Annotated in this window: 18 protein-coding genes; 14 read left to right on the forward strand and 4 right to left on the reverse strand. The window is 70.4% G+C overall.

The window, feature by feature from the left end:
• The first annotated feature begins 4 nt into the window (after positions 1–4).
• From FO059_RS01350 to FO059_RS01360, 3 genes are read left to right on the forward strand one after another with little or no spacing between them, the layout of a single operon-like run.
• Positions 5–271: a hypothetical protein gene (locus tag FO059_RS01350; RefSeq protein ID WP_143905717.1), complete on the forward strand. Its 267-nt coding sequence runs from the start codon at positions 5–7 to the stop codon at positions 269–271.
• On the forward strand, positions 268–459 hold the full coding sequence (locus FO059_RS01355; RefSeq protein WP_199257048.1) for a hypothetical protein: 192 nt from the start codon (positions 268–270) through the stop codon (positions 457–459). Before FO059_RS01350 ends, FO059_RS01355 begins: the two co-directional genes overlap by 4 nt.
• Positions 456–1,403 carry an alpha/beta hydrolase gene (locus FO059_RS01360; protein WP_143905719.1) on the forward strand — a complete coding sequence of 316 codons (948 nt, stop codon included), beginning with the start codon at positions 456–458 and terminating at the stop codon, positions 1,401–1,403. Before FO059_RS01355 ends, FO059_RS01360 begins: the two co-directional genes overlap by 4 nt.
• Before the next feature lie 61 nt (positions 1,404–1,464).
• On the opposite strand, the gene FO059_RS01365 is transcribed toward FO059_RS01360, so the two are convergent.
• A complete protein-coding gene (locus FO059_RS01365; protein WP_143905722.1) occupies positions 1,465–3,066 on the reverse strand; it encodes an AMP-binding protein in 1,602 nt (533 codons plus the stop codon).
• 316 nt (positions 3,067–3,382) lie between these two features.
• On the opposite strand from FO059_RS01365, the gene FO059_RS01370 reads away from it, so the two are divergent.
• The 7 genes from FO059_RS01370 to FO059_RS01400 all read left to right on the forward strand — a co-directional run bounded on the left by FO059_RS01370 (position 3,383) and on the right by FO059_RS01400 (position 9,427).
• Positions 3,383–4,294: an SDR family NAD(P)-dependent oxidoreductase gene (locus FO059_RS01370; RefSeq protein ID WP_143905724.1), complete on the forward strand. Its 912-nt coding sequence runs from the start codon at positions 3,383–3,385 to the stop codon at positions 4,292–4,294.
• Positions 4,287–4,742 (forward strand): FAS1-like dehydratase domain-containing protein, encoded by a 456-nt coding sequence (locus FO059_RS01375; RefSeq protein ID WP_143905726.1) that lies wholly within the window; start codon positions 4,287–4,289, stop codon positions 4,740–4,742. The genes FO059_RS01370 and FO059_RS01375 overlap by 8 nt, the downstream gene beginning before the upstream one ends.
• A complete protein-coding gene (locus tag FO059_RS01380) occupies positions 4,739–5,182 on the forward strand; it encodes a MaoC/PaaZ C-terminal domain-containing protein (RefSeq protein ID WP_143905728.1) in 444 nt (147 codons plus the stop codon). The genes FO059_RS01375 and FO059_RS01380 overlap by 4 nt, the downstream gene beginning before the upstream one ends.
• Positions 5,179–6,150: an NADPH:quinone oxidoreductase family protein gene (locus tag FO059_RS01385; RefSeq protein ID WP_233266852.1), complete on the forward strand. Its 972-nt coding sequence runs from the start codon at positions 5,179–5,181 to the stop codon at positions 6,148–6,150. The genes FO059_RS01380 and FO059_RS01385 overlap by 4 nt, the downstream gene beginning before the upstream one ends.
• A gap of 34 nt (positions 6,151–6,184) precedes the next feature.
• Complete coding sequence (locus tag FO059_RS01390) at positions 6,185–7,384, forward strand: acyl-CoA dehydrogenase family protein (protein ID WP_143905732.1); 1,200 nt, start codon at positions 6,185–6,187, stop codon at positions 7,382–7,384.
• 201 nt (positions 7,385–7,585) lie between these two features.
• Positions 7,586–8,653 (forward strand): phosphotransferase family protein, encoded by a 1,068-nt coding sequence (locus FO059_RS01395; RefSeq protein ID WP_158726588.1) that lies wholly within the window; start codon positions 7,586–7,588, stop codon positions 8,651–8,653.
• A 162-nt stretch (positions 8,654–8,815) separates the two neighbouring features.
• Positions 8,816–9,427, forward strand: a complete 612-nt coding sequence (locus FO059_RS01400) for a TetR/AcrR family transcriptional regulator (protein ID WP_233266851.1) — start codon at positions 8,816–8,818, stop codon at positions 9,425–9,427.
• Positions 9,428–9,454: 27 nt separating this feature from the next.
• Here the strand turns inward: FO059_RS01400 and FO059_RS01405 are convergent, their stop codons facing one another.
• The 3 genes from FO059_RS01405 to FO059_RS01415 are packed head-to-tail and all read right to left on the reverse strand — an operon-like array spanning position 9,455 to position 11,682.
• The gene (locus FO059_RS01405) at positions 9,455–9,835 is read right to left on the reverse strand and encodes a RidA family protein (RefSeq protein ID WP_143905736.1); all 381 of its coding nucleotides are present in this window, start codon (positions 9,833–9,835) and stop codon (positions 9,455–9,457) included.
• A 38-nt stretch (positions 9,836–9,873) separates the two neighbouring features.
• Positions 9,874–10,809, reverse strand: a complete 936-nt coding sequence (locus FO059_RS01410; RefSeq protein ID WP_143905738.1) for an aldo/keto reductase — start codon at positions 10,807–10,809, stop codon at positions 9,874–9,876.
• Between the two features lie 51 nt (positions 10,810–10,860).
• The gene (locus FO059_RS01415; RefSeq protein ID WP_143905740.1) at positions 10,861–11,682 is read right to left on the reverse strand and encodes an SDR family NAD(P)-dependent oxidoreductase; all 822 of its coding nucleotides are present in this window, start codon (positions 11,680–11,682) and stop codon (positions 10,861–10,863) included.
• A gap of 171 nt (positions 11,683–11,853) precedes the next feature.
• On the opposite strand from FO059_RS01415, the gene FO059_RS01420 reads away from it, so the two are divergent.
• From FO059_RS01420 to FO059_RS01435, 4 genes are all read left to right on the forward strand, one after another.
• A complete protein-coding gene (locus tag FO059_RS01420) occupies positions 11,854–12,669 on the forward strand; it encodes a mycofactocin-coupled SDR family oxidoreductase (RefSeq protein ID WP_143910328.1) in 816 nt (271 codons plus the stop codon).
• Entirely contained in the window at positions 12,669–13,514 is an 846-nt protein-coding gene (locus tag FO059_RS01425) for a mycofactocin-coupled SDR family oxidoreductase (RefSeq protein ID WP_143905742.1), read from the forward strand. The genes FO059_RS01420 and FO059_RS01425 overlap by 1 nt, the downstream gene beginning before the upstream one ends.
• Before the next feature lie 140 nt (positions 13,515–13,654).
• Positions 13,655–14,566, forward strand: coding sequence for an NAD-dependent epimerase/dehydratase family protein (locus FO059_RS01430; protein WP_143905744.1), 912 nt, complete (start codon positions 13,655–13,657; stop codon positions 14,564–14,566).
• Positions 14,567–14,568: 2 nt separating this feature from the next.
• Positions 14,569–15,369, forward strand: a complete 801-nt coding sequence (locus FO059_RS01435) for an SDR family NAD(P)-dependent oxidoreductase (protein ID WP_143910329.1) — start codon at positions 14,569–14,571, stop codon at positions 15,367–15,369.
• Positions 15,370–15,495 lie beyond the last annotated feature (126 nt).

Here is a 15,495-nt window from a genome sequence, read left to right on the forward strand (position 1 = left end):
TGCAATGCAACCGATCACGTGCAACCAGTGCGGCACCACCGTGCTGGCGGAGAAGTACAGCGCGCAGCACACGAGCGTCCAGTGGCTCGAGGACGCGGCGTCGACGTGCCCGCGCCTGCAGCTGGAGAACGCCTCGGCGTTGGGCGACGGGAAGCGCGGCACCACCGACCGCATCTGTCCGGCCCTGCACGCGACGATCGACCAGGCGGTGCGTGACGGGGCACTGCCCGTCACGCGCCGCGCCGAGCCGGTGCCGGGGAGGTTCGCATGACCACGATCGACACCGCCGGCCCGTCGGCGGCGTCGATCGATTCGGGTCACCTGCGCAGGGTTCTCGGCAACTTCTGCACCGGCGTCACCGTCATCACCGCGCATGACGGAGTGCGGCCGTTGCTGTTCTTCCGCGGCGGGTACGGGAGCTTCGCCTCCGCGGGCGAGCACGCGGGGGCACGCGCATGACGGCGGCGCGGCGCCCCGACCTGCACCCGGAGGTCGAGCAGTTCCTCGCCGTGCTGGAGGAGGGGTTCCCGGACGTCACCCGGTACTCGGGCGCGGAGCTGCGGGAGGTGATCTCCGGACGGCGCGGTCCGCTGGAACGCATGCCGGACATGCGTACCGCCGAGGACGTGATCATCGACGGCCCGGGCGGCGATCTTCCCCTGCGGGTGTACGTGCCGCACGGGGATCCGGCGTCGGCCCGCCCGGTGATCGTGTTCGCGCACGGCGGCGGGTTCGTGTTCTGCGGCCTCGACACCCACGACGAGTTCTGCCGGTCCATGGCGGCGGCGGTGGACGCCGTCGTCGTGTCGGTCGACTACCGGCTGGCCCCCGAGCACGAGGCGCCGGCGGCGCTCGAGGACATGTACGCCGCGGTGCAGTGGGCTGCCGGGCGCGCCGCCGGGTACGGGGGAGATCCCGCGCGGATCGCTGTCGCCGGTGACAGTGCCGGCGGCAACCTCGCGGCCACGGTGTCCCTCGCGGCGCGCGACCGGGGCGGCCCGGCCATCGCGGCGCAGGTCCTGCTGTACGCGGTGATCGACGACGACTTCGACACCGAGAGCTACCGGCTCTACGGCGAGGGCTACTACAACAACGCGCGCGCCATGCGCTGGTACTGGGAGCAGTACGCGCCCACCGCCGGCCTCCGCGACAGTGCCTACGTGGTGCCCACCCGGGCGGAGAGCCTCGCGGGGCTGCCGCGGGCCCTCGTCGTCACCGCGGAGCTCGACCCGCCCTGCTCGTCCGGGGAGACCTACGCGCAGCGGCTGTCCGACGACGGCGTGGACGTCACCGCGCACCGGTTCGACGGGCTGTTCCACGGGTTCCTCACGTTCCCGCAGTTCTCGCTCACCGCGCCCGCACGCGAGGAGCTGTGGGGGATGATCCGGAAACTGGTGGGGTAGGAGTACTCCGGAAACGGCTGTGCCCCGCGGCTCCGCAGAACCGCGGGGCACAGCCGTATCGTCACACCTGCGTCTTCGCCCACTTGTAGTCGGCCTTGCCGGCGGGGGTCCTGCGGACCTCGTCGACGAAGACGACAGTGCGCGGGATCTTGTAGCCGGCGAGCATGGTGCGGCAGTGCTGCTGGATCTCCTCGGTGCTCGGGGCGGGGGCCTCGGGGTAGACGGAGAGCACCGCCGCGACCCGCTGGCCCATGCGCTCGTCGGGCGCGGGGACCACCAGGGCGTCGGCCACGGCGGGGTGCGCGTGCAGCGCGGCTTCGACCTCCTCGGCGAAGACCTTCTCGCCGCCGGTGTTGATGCACCCGGAGCCACGGCCGAGGAAGACGATCGTGCCGTCGGACTCGACGCGGCCCATGTCGCCGAGGATCGCGAGGCGCACGCCGTCGGCCCGGGTGGGGAAGGTGCGTGCCGTCTTGTCCTCGTCGCCGTAGTAGCCGAGGGGCACGTTGCCGATGCGGGCGATGTAACCCACCTCGTCGGAGCCGGGCGCGATCTCGTCGAGGCGCTCGTCCACCAGGATCATGTTCGGCGAGGGCGGCATGCGCAGGTTGCCGTCCGCGTCCACGGTGAACGCGCCGTCGTTCCCGGTCTCCGAGGCGCCGAAGTTGTCGCGCAGCAACAGGTCCGGCTTCACCGCCAGCATCCGGTCGCGCACACCCACCGACCAGAGCGCCCCGCCGGAGGTGATCGAGAACAGCGATGTCAGGTCGACCTCGCCCTGACGCCGTTCCATCTCGTCCACCAGTGGCAGGCCCATCCCGTCGCCGACGATGAGGATGGTGGTGAGCCGCTCGGTCTCGATGGCGCTCACGATGGTCTTGGGATCGAAGTCGCGCATGAGCACCACGCGCGCGCCCAGCATGAAGAACGTGAACAACGAGTACAGCGCGGCGCCGTGCATCAGCGGAGCGGCGATGAGGAACGCCATCTCCGGGAACTCCTTGGCGGCCGCGGCCACCTCGGCGAGATCCTTCCGCTTGCCCTCACCGTACGGGTTGCCGCCGGAGAGCGGCTTGTGGAAGAAGTCGTCGTGGCGCCACATGACGCCCTTGGGGTAACCGGTGGTGCCGCCCGTGTAGAGGATGTAGCGGTCGTCCCCGCTGCGCGTCACGGGTGCGGTATCGGACGGGAGCGTGCGGGCATCGGCGAAGTCGACCAGCCGGACGGACCGCGCCTCGGCCGCGGCGCGGAGTTCCGCGTCCGTCTCGCCGATGACGATCACGGTGCGGATCGCGGGGCAGGCGTCGAGGAGCGCGGCGAGCGTCCGCTGGTGCTCGGGCAGCTCTACGACCACCGCGGAGGAGTCCGAGTTTGTGAAGATGTACTCGAGTTCGGACGGGGTGTACCGGTAGTTGACGTTGATCGGAACGGCCCGGATCTTGATCAGCCCGAGGATGCCCGCCACGTGTTCGATGCTGTTCTTGAGGAACAGCGCAACGTGGTCGCCTGCTCCTATCCCGGACTGCGAGAGCAGATTCGCCGTGCGTCCGGCCTCGGCGTCGAGGGCTGCATAGGTGAGGTGCGTGCCTTCGTAGGTCAGCGCGACACGGTCCGGCACCGACGCCGCCACCGACTCGAAGATATCGGCGAGGTTGAACTGCATCGGGGATCCCTTTCTACGGCGGCGGAAGGCCATGTGTATCAAATCACACACTTGTGGGCGAACTGTCGTTTCGGTCCGCCGATCCCGCTCAGCGGGTCGTTGCGGCACCGGCTTGTGAGGCGGCCGCTCGTTCTGTCGCGGCGCGTCCCGGTCCGGCCCAGGTGAACGGGTAGGGCGGCGCCTAAGCGGTGGCCGGGCATGTTGACGGGGGCCGACGCCTGTGCTGGCATGTATCAAACGTTTGCTACAGGGTGTTGACCGGTGGCTGTGAGTGCCACGTGATCGACCGCCGTCGAGAACATGAAGGGAACGCCGCATGAAACACTTGCAAGGCAAGGTCGTCGTCGTCACCGGGGCGGGCCGCGGCCTGGGCCGCGAGTACGCGAAGCTCGCCGCCGCCGAAGGTGCCCACGTCGTCGTCGACGACACCGGCGCGGCCGCCGACGGCACGGGCACCGACCCGTCGCTCGCGCAGACTGTCGCCGACGAGATCACCGCCGCCGGCGGCAGCGCCGTGGCGAGCTCCGCCGACGCTGCCTCGATCTCCGGTGCTCAGGAGCTCCTGAACCTGGCGCTCGAGCGGTTCGGCGCGGTGCACGGCCTCGTCAACAACGCCGGAATCCTGCGCGACCGCATGTTCGTCAACATGAGCGAAGACGAGTGGGACGACGTGATCCACGGCCAGCTGCGGGCGGCCTTCGCCCCGTGCCGCGTGTTCGGCGCGCACTGGCGGGCGCGGTCCAAGTCCGGCGACGACGTGTCGGCCTCGATCGTCAACGTCGCCTCCACGTCTGGTCTCAACGGTGCTGTGGGCCAGAGCAACTACGGTGCCGCGAAGGCCGGCATCGCCTCGCTGACGATCATCCTGGCGCAGGAGATCGGCCGGTACGGCGTGCGCGTCAACGCGATCACGCCCGTGGCGCGCACCCGGATGACCGAGGACGTGCCGGGTATCAAGGACATGGTGGCCGCGCCGGAGGATCCGTCGGCCTTCGACACCTACGACCCCGCCAACGTCGCGCCGATCGTCGCGCACCTGCTCACCGACGCCTGCGACGTCACCGGAAAGGTCTTCTACGCCAAGGGCGGGGAGATCCGGCAGTTCCTGCCCTGGCACTACGGCCAGACCATCGTCAAGGACGGCCGCTGGACCCTCGACGAGCTGGCCGTCGAGATGAAGCCGCTCGAGCGGGATGCCGCCGACGGATCGGGGGCCACCCATGGCTGACGTCACTGCGGTGGGCACCGAGGGCGTCCCCTTCCGGCTGGACGTCGAGCGGGGCAAGATCCGCGAGTTCGCCCGGGCCACCGGCACGACCGACCTGGACGGTATCGACGCGCAGGAGCACCCGGTCAGCCAGCCGACCTTCCTGACCACCGCGTTGCACTGGCAGACGGGCGACGCCAACCCGTGGCCCGCGGTGAAGCTCGACCAGAAGCGTGGGCTGCACGCGGAGCAGGAGTTCACCTTCTTCGGCGAACCGCCGCGCGCCGGCAGCAGGCTGGAGGGGCGCTCGACGATCACCGACATCTACACCAAGCAGGGCAGGCGCGGTGGCGAGATGACCTTCGCCATCGTGGTCACCGACTACTACGACGAGTCCGGCCGGCTGGTCGCGCAGGCGAAGATGACCGGCGTCGAGACGGCGCGGCCACCGAAGGAGGACGAGGCATGAGCGCTGAGGAGGCAACGAGCGCACCGGTCACCCTGACGCCGCCCGCGCCGTGGACCGTGGGCCCCGTGACGCGCACCGACTTCGTGCGGTATCAGGGCGCGTCGGGCGATATGAACCCCATCCATCACGACGAGGAGTTCGCGCGCGCAGCGGGATTCGACGCGCCGTTCGCCGTGGGGATGTACCAGGCGGGACTGCTGGGCACCTACGCCACCGGGTGGCTGGGTGCGGAGAACGTGCGCTCGTTCCGCATCCGGTTCCTCGAACAGGTCTGGCCGGGCGACACTCTCACGTCCACCGCCGAGGTGGTGCGGGAGTACACGGGCGACGAAGGCGATGCGCGGGTCGATATCGAGCTGGTGTGCACGCGGCAGACCGGCGGCGCGGCCGTGAAGGCATGGGCGACGTTCGTCGTGCCCGGTGCGGTGGCGCACCCATGAAGGCCCAGCAGGTGCACGAGCTCGGCGGGCCCGAAGCGCTCCGGTCGACGGAGATTCCGGACCCCGAGCCGGGGCCGGGCCAGGTCGTGATCGACGTGCGCGCGGCGGGCGTCAACTTCCCGGACGTTCTGCTGGCCGCGGGGAAGTACCAGACCAGGCCGGAGCTGCCGTTCACCCCGGGCTCCGAGGTGGCGGGTGAGGTGACGCGGGTCGGTGCAGGCGTGCAGGGCCTGGAACCGGGCACGCGGGTGGCGGCGTTCTGCGGGATGGGCGGCTACGCCGAGCAGGCGGCGGTGGATGCGTGGCGCGTGTTTCCGATACCCGACGCGATGCCCTACACCGATGCCGCCGGTTTCTCTGTCACCTACGGCACGTCGTACCACGGCCTCGTCGACAAGGCGGGGCTCGTGGAGGGAGAGCGCCTGTTGGTGCTCGGCGCGGCCGGCGGGGTGGGTTTGACCGCCGTGGAGATCGGGCGCGCGCTGGGCGCGGAGGTGATCGCCGCAGCGTCGACGACCGAGAAGCTGGAGACCTGTCGATCGCGCGGGGCGGCGGAGCTCATCGACTACGGCGCAGGCGATCTGCGCGAGGGCCTGGCCACGACCGGCGGAAAGGTGGATGTGGTCTACGACCCGGTGGGCGGAGACCTCGCCCAGACCGCGGTCCGGTCGCTGCGCTGGGGCGGGCGCTACCTCACCGTCGGCTACGCCTCCGGAGACATCCCCAAGGTGGGCATGAACCGGCTGCTCATCACCTCCGGCGCGCTGCATGGCGTGCTCTGGGGCGAATGGGCCAAACGCAACCCGGAGAGGAACGCGGCCAATATGCGCCGGCTGCTCGATTGGTACGCCGAAGGGCGCCTGGTGCCGCACATCGACCGGACAGTCGCCTTCCACGACGCGTCCGCCGCGCTCGACGTGGTGATGACGCGCCGCGCCGTCGGCAAGGTCATCCTCATCCGCGACTGAGTGGGATCGCCCCATTCTGAAAGGACTGTCCGCTATGGATCTGTCTCCCAGCCCCGCGGCGCAGGAGGTCATCGCGCGCCTCGAGGCGTTCATGACCGAGCACGTGCATCCGGCCGAGTCCGTCTACGCGGCGCAGCGCGAGGAGAACGGGCCGCGCAGCCACGAGCTGCCGGCGGTGGTCGAGGAGCTCAAGGCGGAGGCCCGCCGGCAGGACATGTGGAATCTCTTCCTGCCCGCCCTCTCCGGCCTCACCCATCTCGACTACGCGCACATCGCCGAGATCACCGGGCGGTCGCCGTACATCGCCCCGGAAGCGCTGAACTGCTCGGCGCCGTCCACCGGGAACATGGAGATCCTGCACATGTTCGGCACGGACGAGCAGAAGAAGCAGTGGCTGGAACCCCTCATGGACGGCACCATCCGGTCGGGGTTCTCCATGACCGAGCCGGACGTCGCCTCGTCCGACGCACGCAACATATCCACCTCGATCGTCCGCGACGGCGACGAGTACGTGATCAACGGCCGCAAGTGGTGGACGTCGGGCGCGGGCGATCCGCGCTGCGGCGTCCTCGTCGTCATGGGCAAGACAGACCCGGAGGCGGCGCCGTACCGGCAGCAGTCGATGATCCTGGTCCCCGTGGATGCGCCCGGTGTGGAGATCGTCCGGTCGCTGCCGATCTTCGGCTACTACGACCAGCAGGGGCACGCCGAGATCCAGTACACGGATGTGCGGGTACCCGCGGCGAACATGCTGGCCGGCGAGGGAGACGGGTTCGCCATCGCGCAGGCACGCCTGGGGCCCGGGCGTATACACCACGCGATGCGCTGCATCGGCATGGCGGAGCGCGCGCTGGAGATGATGGTGCGCCGCGCCATGTCCCGCGACGCGTTCGGCGGGCCGATCTCGGATCAGGGCGTGGTGCGCACGTGGATCGCGGAGTCGCGCATGGAGATCGAGCAGGCGCGCCTGCTGGTACTCAAGACGGCGTGGCTGATAGACCAGGTGGGCGCGAAGGGTGCCGCCATCGAGGTGGCCGCGGTGAAGGTGGTGGGCCCGCGCGTGGCGCGCTCGGTGCTCGACCGCGCCATTCAGGTGCACGGCGGCGGCGGGGTCACCGACGACTTCCCGTTGGCGCGCATGTGGGCGACCGGCCGGATCCTCGGCATCGCCGACGGCCCCGACGAGGTGCACATCCGCAGCGTCGCGCGCCAGGAGCTGCGCAAGTACCGGTGATACCCGTCCACGACGTGGGAAGGGGCTCCAATCGACGGCCCCTCCGCCGCGGTCTCCTGTCCGGCGATGTCGGCCGCGCCCACACCGCGACCAGCGTGTTAGCGAGCTCCTGCACGGTGATTTCGGGCGCCCCGGTGGCCGTGCGTCGACCGATGCGCTGGATCGGCATCCATGTAGCAAATGTTTGATACGGTACGCGGTATGGCTCAGGACGCGGCGTCCGCGGTGGGGGCGGTGCCAGGCATCGACGCTGCCGCGGTGACCGCTTGGTGCGCTGCGTCCGTGCCGGATGCGGCCGCGCCTCTGCGCTTCGAGCAGATCGCCGGCGGCCGCTCCAATCTCACCTACTACGTGGACGACGCGGTCGGCCGCCGCCGGGTGCTGCGGCGTCCCCCGCTCGGCGCCGTCGCCGGCAACGCCCACGACGTGCTCCGCGAGGCGGACGTCCTGCGGCGGATGTCCGCGGCCGGCATGCCTGTGCCCACAGTGCTGGGCGTGTGCGAGGACCCGGGCGTCAACGGCGCGCCGTTCTTCGTGATGGAGCACCTGGGTGGCGCGATCCTCCGGGTGCCGGAGGACTTCGGCGCCTTCCCGGATCCGGCGCAGCGTGCGCGCATCGGCCATTCGCTCATCGAGGTCCTGACGCGGCTGCACCGGGCCGATCTCGATTCGGCCGGCTGGGGAACACGTGCGGGGCAACGCGGCTTCATCGAACGCCAGCTGGGGCTGTGGTCGCGCAACTGGGAGGCAGGCAGGGCCCGGATGCTCGGCGACATCGAGCAGACGAGGGACCTGCTCGCGCGGAAGATCCCGGCCCAGCAGACGGCCGCGGTGGTGCACGGGGACTTCCGCCTGGACAACTGCCTGATCGGTGCGGACTCCACCGTCTCCGGAGTGCTGGACTGGGAACTGACCACCGTGGGCGACCCGCTCGCCGACCTCGGCCACTTCCTCGTGTACTGGGCGCAGCCCGGTGACGCCGTGACGGCGTTGGAAAACCCGCCGACGCTGGTGCCGGGGCTGCCCACCCGCGGCGAACTGACCCGCGCCTACATCGAGAGGATGGGCGGGGTGCTCGACGTGACGGAGCAGGAGGTCGATTTCCATGTGGCGTTCAGCTGGTGGAAGACGGCCTGCATCGTCGAGAACGTGTACGCGCGGATGTCCCGGGGCGTGATGGGCGACGCCGACAGAACCCCCGGATCGTTCGCCGCGCAGGCGGAAAGGCTCGCCGCCCGCGCCCTCGCATGCGCGCGGGAGCTGCAGTGAACGGCGACGAGATCATAGGACGATGGCCGGAATACCATGACGACAAGACCTTGACGAGGCCTGAACCGGCACCGGACTCGCACCCCGCGTAGGGTCTCCGCGACACGACCCACCCGGCACGATGAACGCAGGCGCTGCACACTCGTCACGAACACGAACGGCATGCACATGGAATGGTCCGACCGGCACACGCTGATCTTCGAGACGGCTGCGGAACTCTTCGCGGCGAAGGGCATCGCGGGGACCTCGGTGCGGGACATCGCGGACGGGGTGGGCGTGCTTTCCGGAAGCCTGTACCACTACTTCGCCTCCAAGGACGCCATCGCCGACGCGATCATCACCCGGTACCTGGACGATCTGCAGAGGCGCTACGCGGAGGTGCTGCAGTTGCCCGAAGAGGAACGCCTGCGCGCCCTGGTTCATCAGTCGCTGCTCGCCTCCGAGGCCAACCCGCACGCCTCGGAGATCTACCAGAACAACGCGACGTACATGAAGAACCTCGCCGGCTATCCGATGATCCGCGATGCGGCGAAGGTCAGCAGGCGGGTGTGGATGCAGATCATCGAAGACGGTGTCGCGTCGGACAGGTTCCGGTCCGACCTTCCGCCTGAGACGATCTACGGGCTGCTGCGCGACGCCGTCTGGCTCTCCCAGCGTTGGTTCACCCCGACCCCGGAGGTCGATCGGAGCGTCTTCGCCGACCAACTGGTGTCGGTGTTCGTCGACGGCATCGGTTCTGGCATGGGGAAGTCGCCGCGCGGCCCCCGTCGGTGATGTGGCGGGGACCGACGCGGCGGGGGCTTACTCTCCCGGCACCCGCGCGGTCGCCTTGATCTCCACCAGGGTGTCGGGCGTGCCGAGCGCCGCAACGCCTATCGCGGTCCACGCCGGCCGGCCGTCGCCCTGGAACTCGGCCTTCGCGGCCATGAACTCCGCCATGTTCTCCGGATAGTGCGTGTGGAAGCTCGTCAGGTCCACGATGTCCTCCGGCCCGCAGCCCTGCTCGGCCAGCACCCGCCGCAGCGACGCGAACGCCAGGCGGTACTGCTCGGCGGGATCCGCGGGTGCCGCCCCGTGCTCGTCGAGCCCCGTCTGCCCCGAGCAGAACACGAAATCGCCCGACCGCACGGCGTCGGAATACTTGTAGAGCTCGGTCCAGTCCCCGTGTGCTGCCACTGCCATTCCCTTTCCCGCCCAGGCTCTCTCTGCCCGAGTTCCGCTCAGAGTTCCGTGGCCGCGGTCACTGCGTCCACTGCCTCGTGGGTCAGCGTACGTGCCGCGGAGGCCGCACCCTGACGAACCTGCTCCACCGATGTGGCACCCGAGATCACCGACGGCACGCCGTCCTGCGCCAGCAGCCACCCCACGGCGAGCTCCAGCAGCGTGTGCCCGTGCTCGTCGGCGATCGCGCGCAGCCGCTCGACGGTGGCGAAGTTCTGCTCCGTCGCGTCCTTGGCGAAGTAGGAGGACGTCGCCAGTCGCGTGCCGGCGGGGAACGGTTCGCCCGCCGAGTATTTTCCGGTCAGCAGGCCGGAGGCGAGCGGGAAGAAGGGGATCATGCCGAGGCCGAAGCGACGGCAAGCGGGCACGATTTCTGCCTCGGCGCCGCGTTTGAGCAGGTTCCATTCGAACTGGGACGCGATGAAGCGGTCCGTCCGGCCGCGCGCCGCCAGGTGGTCGGCGTCGGCGATCTGCCAGCCGCTCACGTTCGAATTCGCGATGTAGCGGACCTTGCCGTCGCGGACGAGCCGGTCCAGTGCGGACAGGGTCTCCTCGATCGGGGTGTGCTTGTCGGGATAGTGCTGGTAATACAGGTCGATGCGGTCGGTGCCGAGGCGACGCAGGGCGGCCTCGCACTCGCGGATTATGCTGCCGCGCGAGCCGGTGGCCTGGTCGGTTCCCGGACTCCGGTGCGCCCCGAACTTCGTCGCGATGACGGCCTCATCCCGCCGTGGCCCCAGAGCGCTGCCGAGGTAGGTCTCCGACAAGCCGTCGCCGTACATCGCCGCGGTGTCGAAGAACGTGATCCCCTCGTCCAGCGCCGCGTGCACCACCTTGGCGGTGTCGTCCTCGCTCAGGCGTGCGCCGAAATTGTTGCAGCCCAGCCCCATCGCCGAGACCGTCAAGCCGCTGCGTCCAACCTGCCGGTACTCCATGCTCATGTTCCTTTCCGCCCGCGGAAGATTCCGTGCACTGGACCGATGTTCTCACCCGTAGTCCGGCGGCAGTGCCTCCGCCAGCAATTGCGCGCGCCGGCCCGCGAGCCGCGAGTACACGTCGGGGTGCGTGCAGATCCAGAAGTCGCCGCGGTCGACCCCGTCGAAGAAGATGCGCGCCGCCTCGTCGGCGGTCATGCCCTTCTGGCGCAGCTGCGTCCGCCAGTGGTCGACGGCCGCGCCGGCATGAGCGCTGGGCGCGACGTCCTCGAAGATCCGGGTGGTCACGTGCGCGGGCACGAAGGCGGATACGCCGATCTGCGGAAACGCCTGCGCACACTCCAGATGGAGCGTTTCGGTCATCTGCTGGACGGCGTGTTTGGACACGCCGTAGGCGCCCATGCCGGCCAGGGTGCCGATGCCGCCGACCGACGTCGTCACGACCACCCGCGACGGCCCGGGATCCGCCCCCATCCGCGGCACGAAGGAGCGGATGCCGTGGAACGCGCCGTCGATGTTCACGGACATCACCCGCCGCCATTCGTCCACGGGCAGCTCCCACAGGCTGCCCAGCGACTCGACGCCCGCATTGTTGACCAGCAGGCCGACCCGCTCGTGGCGCGCATAGGCGGCCTCGGCCAGCGCCTCCACGGAGTCGGGATCGGCGACGTCCGTCGGCACCGTCAGTGCGTCGCCTCCCGCGTCCGTGATCGCCGTTGCGACCGCCTCGATCCGCTCGGCGGAGAGGTCGGCCAGGACCACCGGCATGCCGCGCGCGGCGGCGCGCCGGGCGACCGCGGCGCCGATCCCGCTCCCGGCACCCGTGATGACCGCAGCCCCTTCCGCGGAACCTTGGTGCTGCGCGTCGCCCATGGCCACCTCCTCTTTCGCCCCGGCATCGCCTGCCACAGCGGACGATAGAACGCGCGGCCGGCCGGGTGACCGCCGTCTCCCAACCCGCGGGAGAACGTGGTTCCGGGGAGCGCTCCGATGACTACCGTCCCGAGTCGACCAGTGAACGTCGATCACCGGATGGGCAGGGACATGAGCCTCGGCACGGACAGAAGGTTGGCAGGCAAGGTCGCGTTGGTGACCGGGGCGGGGGCCGGCATGGGGCTCGCCTTCGCGGACCGCCTCGCCGCGGGGGGAGCGGACATCATCGCCGTGGACCTCGACGAGGCCGGCTTGGACGCTGCTGCGCGGAGCGTGCGCGAACACGGGCGCGGCGTGGTGACGTTTCGCGCCGACGTGCGGGAGCAGGCGGCTCTCGACGAAGCGGTCCGCGCCGGCGTGGACCGCTTCGGAGGCCTCGACGCCGTCGTCGCCAACGCCGGGGTGAGCCGGAATCCGGGGCCATCGTGGACCATCGACGAGGCGGAATGGGACCTGGCCGTCGGGGTCAACGTGACGGGCGCGTGGCACACCGTCAAGGCGGGCGTCCCCGCGCTGGCCGAGCGTGGCGGCGGATCGGTGATCCTCATCAGCTCCACGGCCGGCATCAAGTCGGTGCCCGGCGCATCCCAGTACAGCGCCGCAAAGCATGCCGTGATCGGGCTGATGCGCACGCTCGCCAACGAACTGGGCGGGCAGTCGATCCGCGTGAACGCGGTGCTGCCGGGGGCGGTGAACACGGCGATGACGAACAACCCGGCGACCTTCGCGCGGCTGCGGCCCGACCTGGAGAACCCCGGCCCGGAGGACGTGGCGGGCGTGTTGGCCGCCCGGCATCTACTGCCGATCCCGTGGGCCGAGCCCGAGGACGTGGCCAACGCCGTGGCGTTCCTGACCTCCGATGAATCCCGGTGCATCACCGGTCAGCAGATCGTGGTGGACGCCGGACTGACGCAGAAGGTGGCGTGATGGGGCACGGGGATGCGGGCAGGCTCGCGGGCAAGGTCGCGCTCATCACCGGCGGGGCACGCGGCATCGGGCGCGCGCAGGCGGTGCGCTTCGCGCAGGAAGGCGCGGACGTGATCGTCGTCGACCGCTGCGCCCCCGTCGAGCACTCGACGACGCCGGGCGCATCGCCGGAGGACCTGCGAGAGACGGTGCGGCAGGTGGAGGCGCTGGGGCGGCGGATCGTCGCGCGCAAGGCGGACGTACGCGACCAGGCGGAACTCGACGCCGCGGTGGCCGACGGAGTCGATGAGCTCGGCAGGCTCGACATCGTCTGCGCCGCCGCGGGGATCAGCTCGGCGGCCCCGGCGGCGAAGCTGGACGAAGAGGTCTGGCAGACGATGCTCGACGTCAACCTCACCGGCGTGTGGAAGACGTGCAAGGCGGCGATCCCGCACCTGCTCGCGACAGGCCGGGGCGGGTCGATCGTGCTCGTCAGCTCCATCGCCGGCCTGCGCGGGCTCGTCGGCGTCGGACATTATGCCGCCGCGAAGACCGGAGTGGTGGGTCTCATGCGTGGACTAGCCCAAGAACTCGCCGAGCACCGGATCCGCGTCAACACCGTCCACCCGGCGAACACGCGCACGACGATGATCCAGAACGAGGGCACGATGCGCTCGTTCTGTCCCGGAGAGGAGCACCCCACGCAGGAGCAGTTCGAGGCCGGGACGCAGTCGATGCACCTGCTCCCGGTGCCGATGCTCGAGCCGGAGGACATCGCGAACGCGAGCCTGTTCCTCGCATCCGACGAGGCCCGGTTCATCACCGGGGTCACCCTCCCCGTGGACGCGGGGCACTGCGTGAAGTAGCCGAACGCCGTGAGTGCTGCCGGAGTTCACAAGTGCGCGTCCCACCTCGCGGATACCGAGGTGGTCAAGGAGGCCTACTTCGGGCGAGTGTGAACGGAGCTTGTGAAATCGGTCCGCGCGCTGCGCGGGGAGGAGGCTTCGTGAAGGTTCTGGTCGTAGGTGGCACCGGCATGATCGGCACGCATTTCGCCACGCACCTGCGCGATCTCGGAGACGAGGTCACGCTGGCCGCCCGCAGCGAGCCCGCCGAGGGCACGGTGGCCGCGCAGTTCCCGGTGATCCGGGGCGACTACACGCGCGGCGACTTCTCGGAGGCGGATCTCGAGCCGTTCGAGGGCGTCGTCTTCGCCGCGGGCAACGACCCGCGCCACCTGCCCAAGGGTGCCGACGCAGCGGAATTCTGGGAGTCGACTCAGGTGGAGTCGGTGCCCCGGTTCGCGGCGCTGGCCAAGAAGGCGGGTGTGCGCCGGTTCGTGCAGGTGGGCAGCTACTACCACCAGGTTCTTCCGGAGCTGGTGGAGTCGAACCCGTACGTGCGTGGCCGCGCGCTGGCGGACGAGCGTGCCCGCGAACTCGCCGACGCGGACTTCGCGGCGTGCACGCTGAACCCGCCTTCGATCCTCGGCGTCATCCCGGGGGCGCCGCTCAAGCGCATCGCCCGGTTCGTGCAGTGGGCGGACGGCGGACTGCCGGACGTGCCGAACTTCGCGCCGGCCGGCGGTACCAACTACATGTCGGTGCGGTCGCTGTCGGAGGCGGCCGGTGGCGCGCTGCACCGGGGCGAGCCCGGGAAGGCCTACCTGATCGGCGACGCGAACTGGAGCTTCCGCGAGTACTTCCAGACGTTCTTCGACGCCGCGGGCTCGACCGTGCGACTCGAGGAGCGCGACGAGGAACACCCGATGATGCCGGACCCGTTCATCATCCAGGGCCGCGGCAACACCATCTCCTACCGGACCGACCCGGAGGAGACCGCGCTGCTGGGATACCGGCAGGGCGATGCGCAGCGCGCGGTCGAGGAGATGGTGGCCAAGGTCCGGGAGTCGTCGTGAGCATGCACGGGCCCGGCCCGCTGCTCGAGGGGAAGACCGCACTGGTCACGGGCGCGGCCAAGGGGATCGGTGCGGCCGTCACGCGGCTGTTCGCCGAGCACGGGGCGCACGTCGTCGCGGTGGACATCGACGGGGAGGCGCTCGACGCGCTGAGCGCCGCGGTCCCGTCGGCGCACACCGTGGCGGCCGACGTCACCGACCCCGCGACCGGGCCTCGATGCGCGGAGTTCGAGGTGGACGTCCTCGTCAACAACGTGGGCGACTTCCTCCGCCCGGCGACGCCCTTCGCGGAGGCCGACCCGGCCGAGTGGGCCGGCCTGGGAGCCGTCAACTTCGACCACGCCCTGCACATGACCCACGCCCTGCTGCCGGGCATGGCCACCCGCGGCCGGGGCGGATCGATCATCAACATGACGACGGTGGAAGCGCACCGCGGGATCCCCGGGCAGACGATGTACGCGTCGTACAAGGCGGCGCTGCGGCACTTCACGCGAAGCCTCGCCCTGGAGGTGGGCCGTGACGGCATCCGGGTCAACGCCGTCGCACCGGACCTGATCGAGACGCCGCAGGTGCCTTACGAGCGACTCGTCGCCGAGGAGCACCGGGACAAGTGGCCGCTGTGGGCGCCTTTGGGCGGGCCAGGCCGGCCGGAGGACGTCGCGGGACCCGCGCTGTTCCTCGCCTCCGACCTGTCGCGGTTCGTCACCGGCACCACGGTGCACGTCGACGGCGGCAGTCACGCGGCGGGAGGCTGGTTCGCCCGCCCCGACGGCACCTGGGTGAACCGCCCGCTCAACCCCTGAGAACCGGCGCGCGCGTGCCGTCCGGCGGGAACGCACAGCGCATGCCCGCGTATCAGGGGAAACATCACAAGCGATGCGCGGCGGGCTCCGCCGGCCGCGGGCACGGATTCTTCGACGACGAGACAG

The organism is Tomitella fengzijianii, from assembly GCF_007559025.1.
Lineage (GTDB): Bacteria > Actinomycetota > Actinomycetes > Mycobacteriales > Mycobacteriaceae > Tomitella > Tomitella fengzijianii.

Excerpts from the sequence above, each read along its gene's own strand:
- FO059_RS01410 (WP_143905738.1), bottom strand. The coding sequence starts at position 10,809 with ATGGAGTACCGGCAGGTTGGACGCAGCGGCTTGACGGTCTCGGCGATG.
- FO059_RS01385 (WP_233266852.1), top strand. The coding sequence starts at position 5,179 with ATGAAGGCCCAGCAGGTGCACGAGCTCGGCGGGCCCGAAGCGCTCCGG.
- FO059_RS01405 (WP_143905736.1), bottom strand. The coding sequence starts at position 9,835 with ATGGCAGTGGCAGCACACGGGGACTGGACCGAGCTCTACAAGTATTCC.
- FO059_RS01355 (WP_199257048.1), top strand. The coding sequence starts at position 268 with ATGACCACGATCGACACCGCCGGCCCGTCGGCGGCGTCGATCGATTCG.
- FO059_RS01365 (WP_143905722.1), bottom strand. The coding sequence starts at position 3,066 with ATGCAGTTCAACCTCGCCGATATCTTCGAGTCGGTGGCGGCGTCGGTG.
- FO059_RS01380 (WP_143905728.1), top strand. The coding sequence starts at position 4,739 with ATGAGCGCTGAGGAGGCAACGAGCGCACCGGTCACCCTGACGCCGCCC.
- FO059_RS01420 (WP_143910328.1), top strand. The coding sequence starts at position 11,854 with ATGAGCCTCGGCACGGACAGAAGGTTGGCAGGCAAGGTCGCGTTGGTG.
- FO059_RS01390 (WP_143905732.1), top strand. The coding sequence starts at position 6,185 with ATGGATCTGTCTCCCAGCCCCGCGGCGCAGGAGGTCATCGCGCGCCTC.
- FO059_RS01395 (WP_158726588.1), top strand. The coding sequence starts at position 7,586 with ATGGCTCAGGACGCGGCGTCCGCGGTGGGGGCGGTGCCAGGCATCGAC.
- FO059_RS01350 (WP_143905717.1), top strand. The coding sequence starts at position 5 with ATGCAACCGATCACGTGCAACCAGTGCGGCACCACCGTGCTGGCGGAG.
- FO059_RS01425 (WP_143905742.1), top strand. The coding sequence starts at position 12,669 with ATGGGGCACGGGGATGCGGGCAGGCTCGCGGGCAAGGTCGCGCTCATC.
- FO059_RS01360 (WP_143905719.1), top strand. The coding sequence starts at position 456 with ATGACGGCGGCGCGGCGCCCCGACCTGCACCCGGAGGTCGAGCAGTTC.
- FO059_RS01400 (WP_233266851.1), top strand. The coding sequence starts at position 8,816 with ATGCACATGGAATGGTCCGACCGGCACACGCTGATCTTCGAGACGGCT.
- FO059_RS01435 (WP_143910329.1), top strand. The coding sequence starts at position 14,569 with ATGCACGGGCCCGGCCCGCTGCTCGAGGGGAAGACCGCACTGGTCACG.
- FO059_RS01375 (WP_143905726.1), top strand. The coding sequence starts at position 4,287 with ATGGCTGACGTCACTGCGGTGGGCACCGAGGGCGTCCCCTTCCGGCTG.
- FO059_RS01415 (WP_143905740.1), bottom strand. The coding sequence starts at position 11,682 with ATGGGCGACGCGCAGCACCAAGGTTCCGCGGAAGGGGCTGCGGTCATC.
- FO059_RS01370 (WP_143905724.1), top strand. The coding sequence starts at position 3,383 with ATGAAACACTTGCAAGGCAAGGTCGTCGTCGTCACCGGGGCGGGCCGC.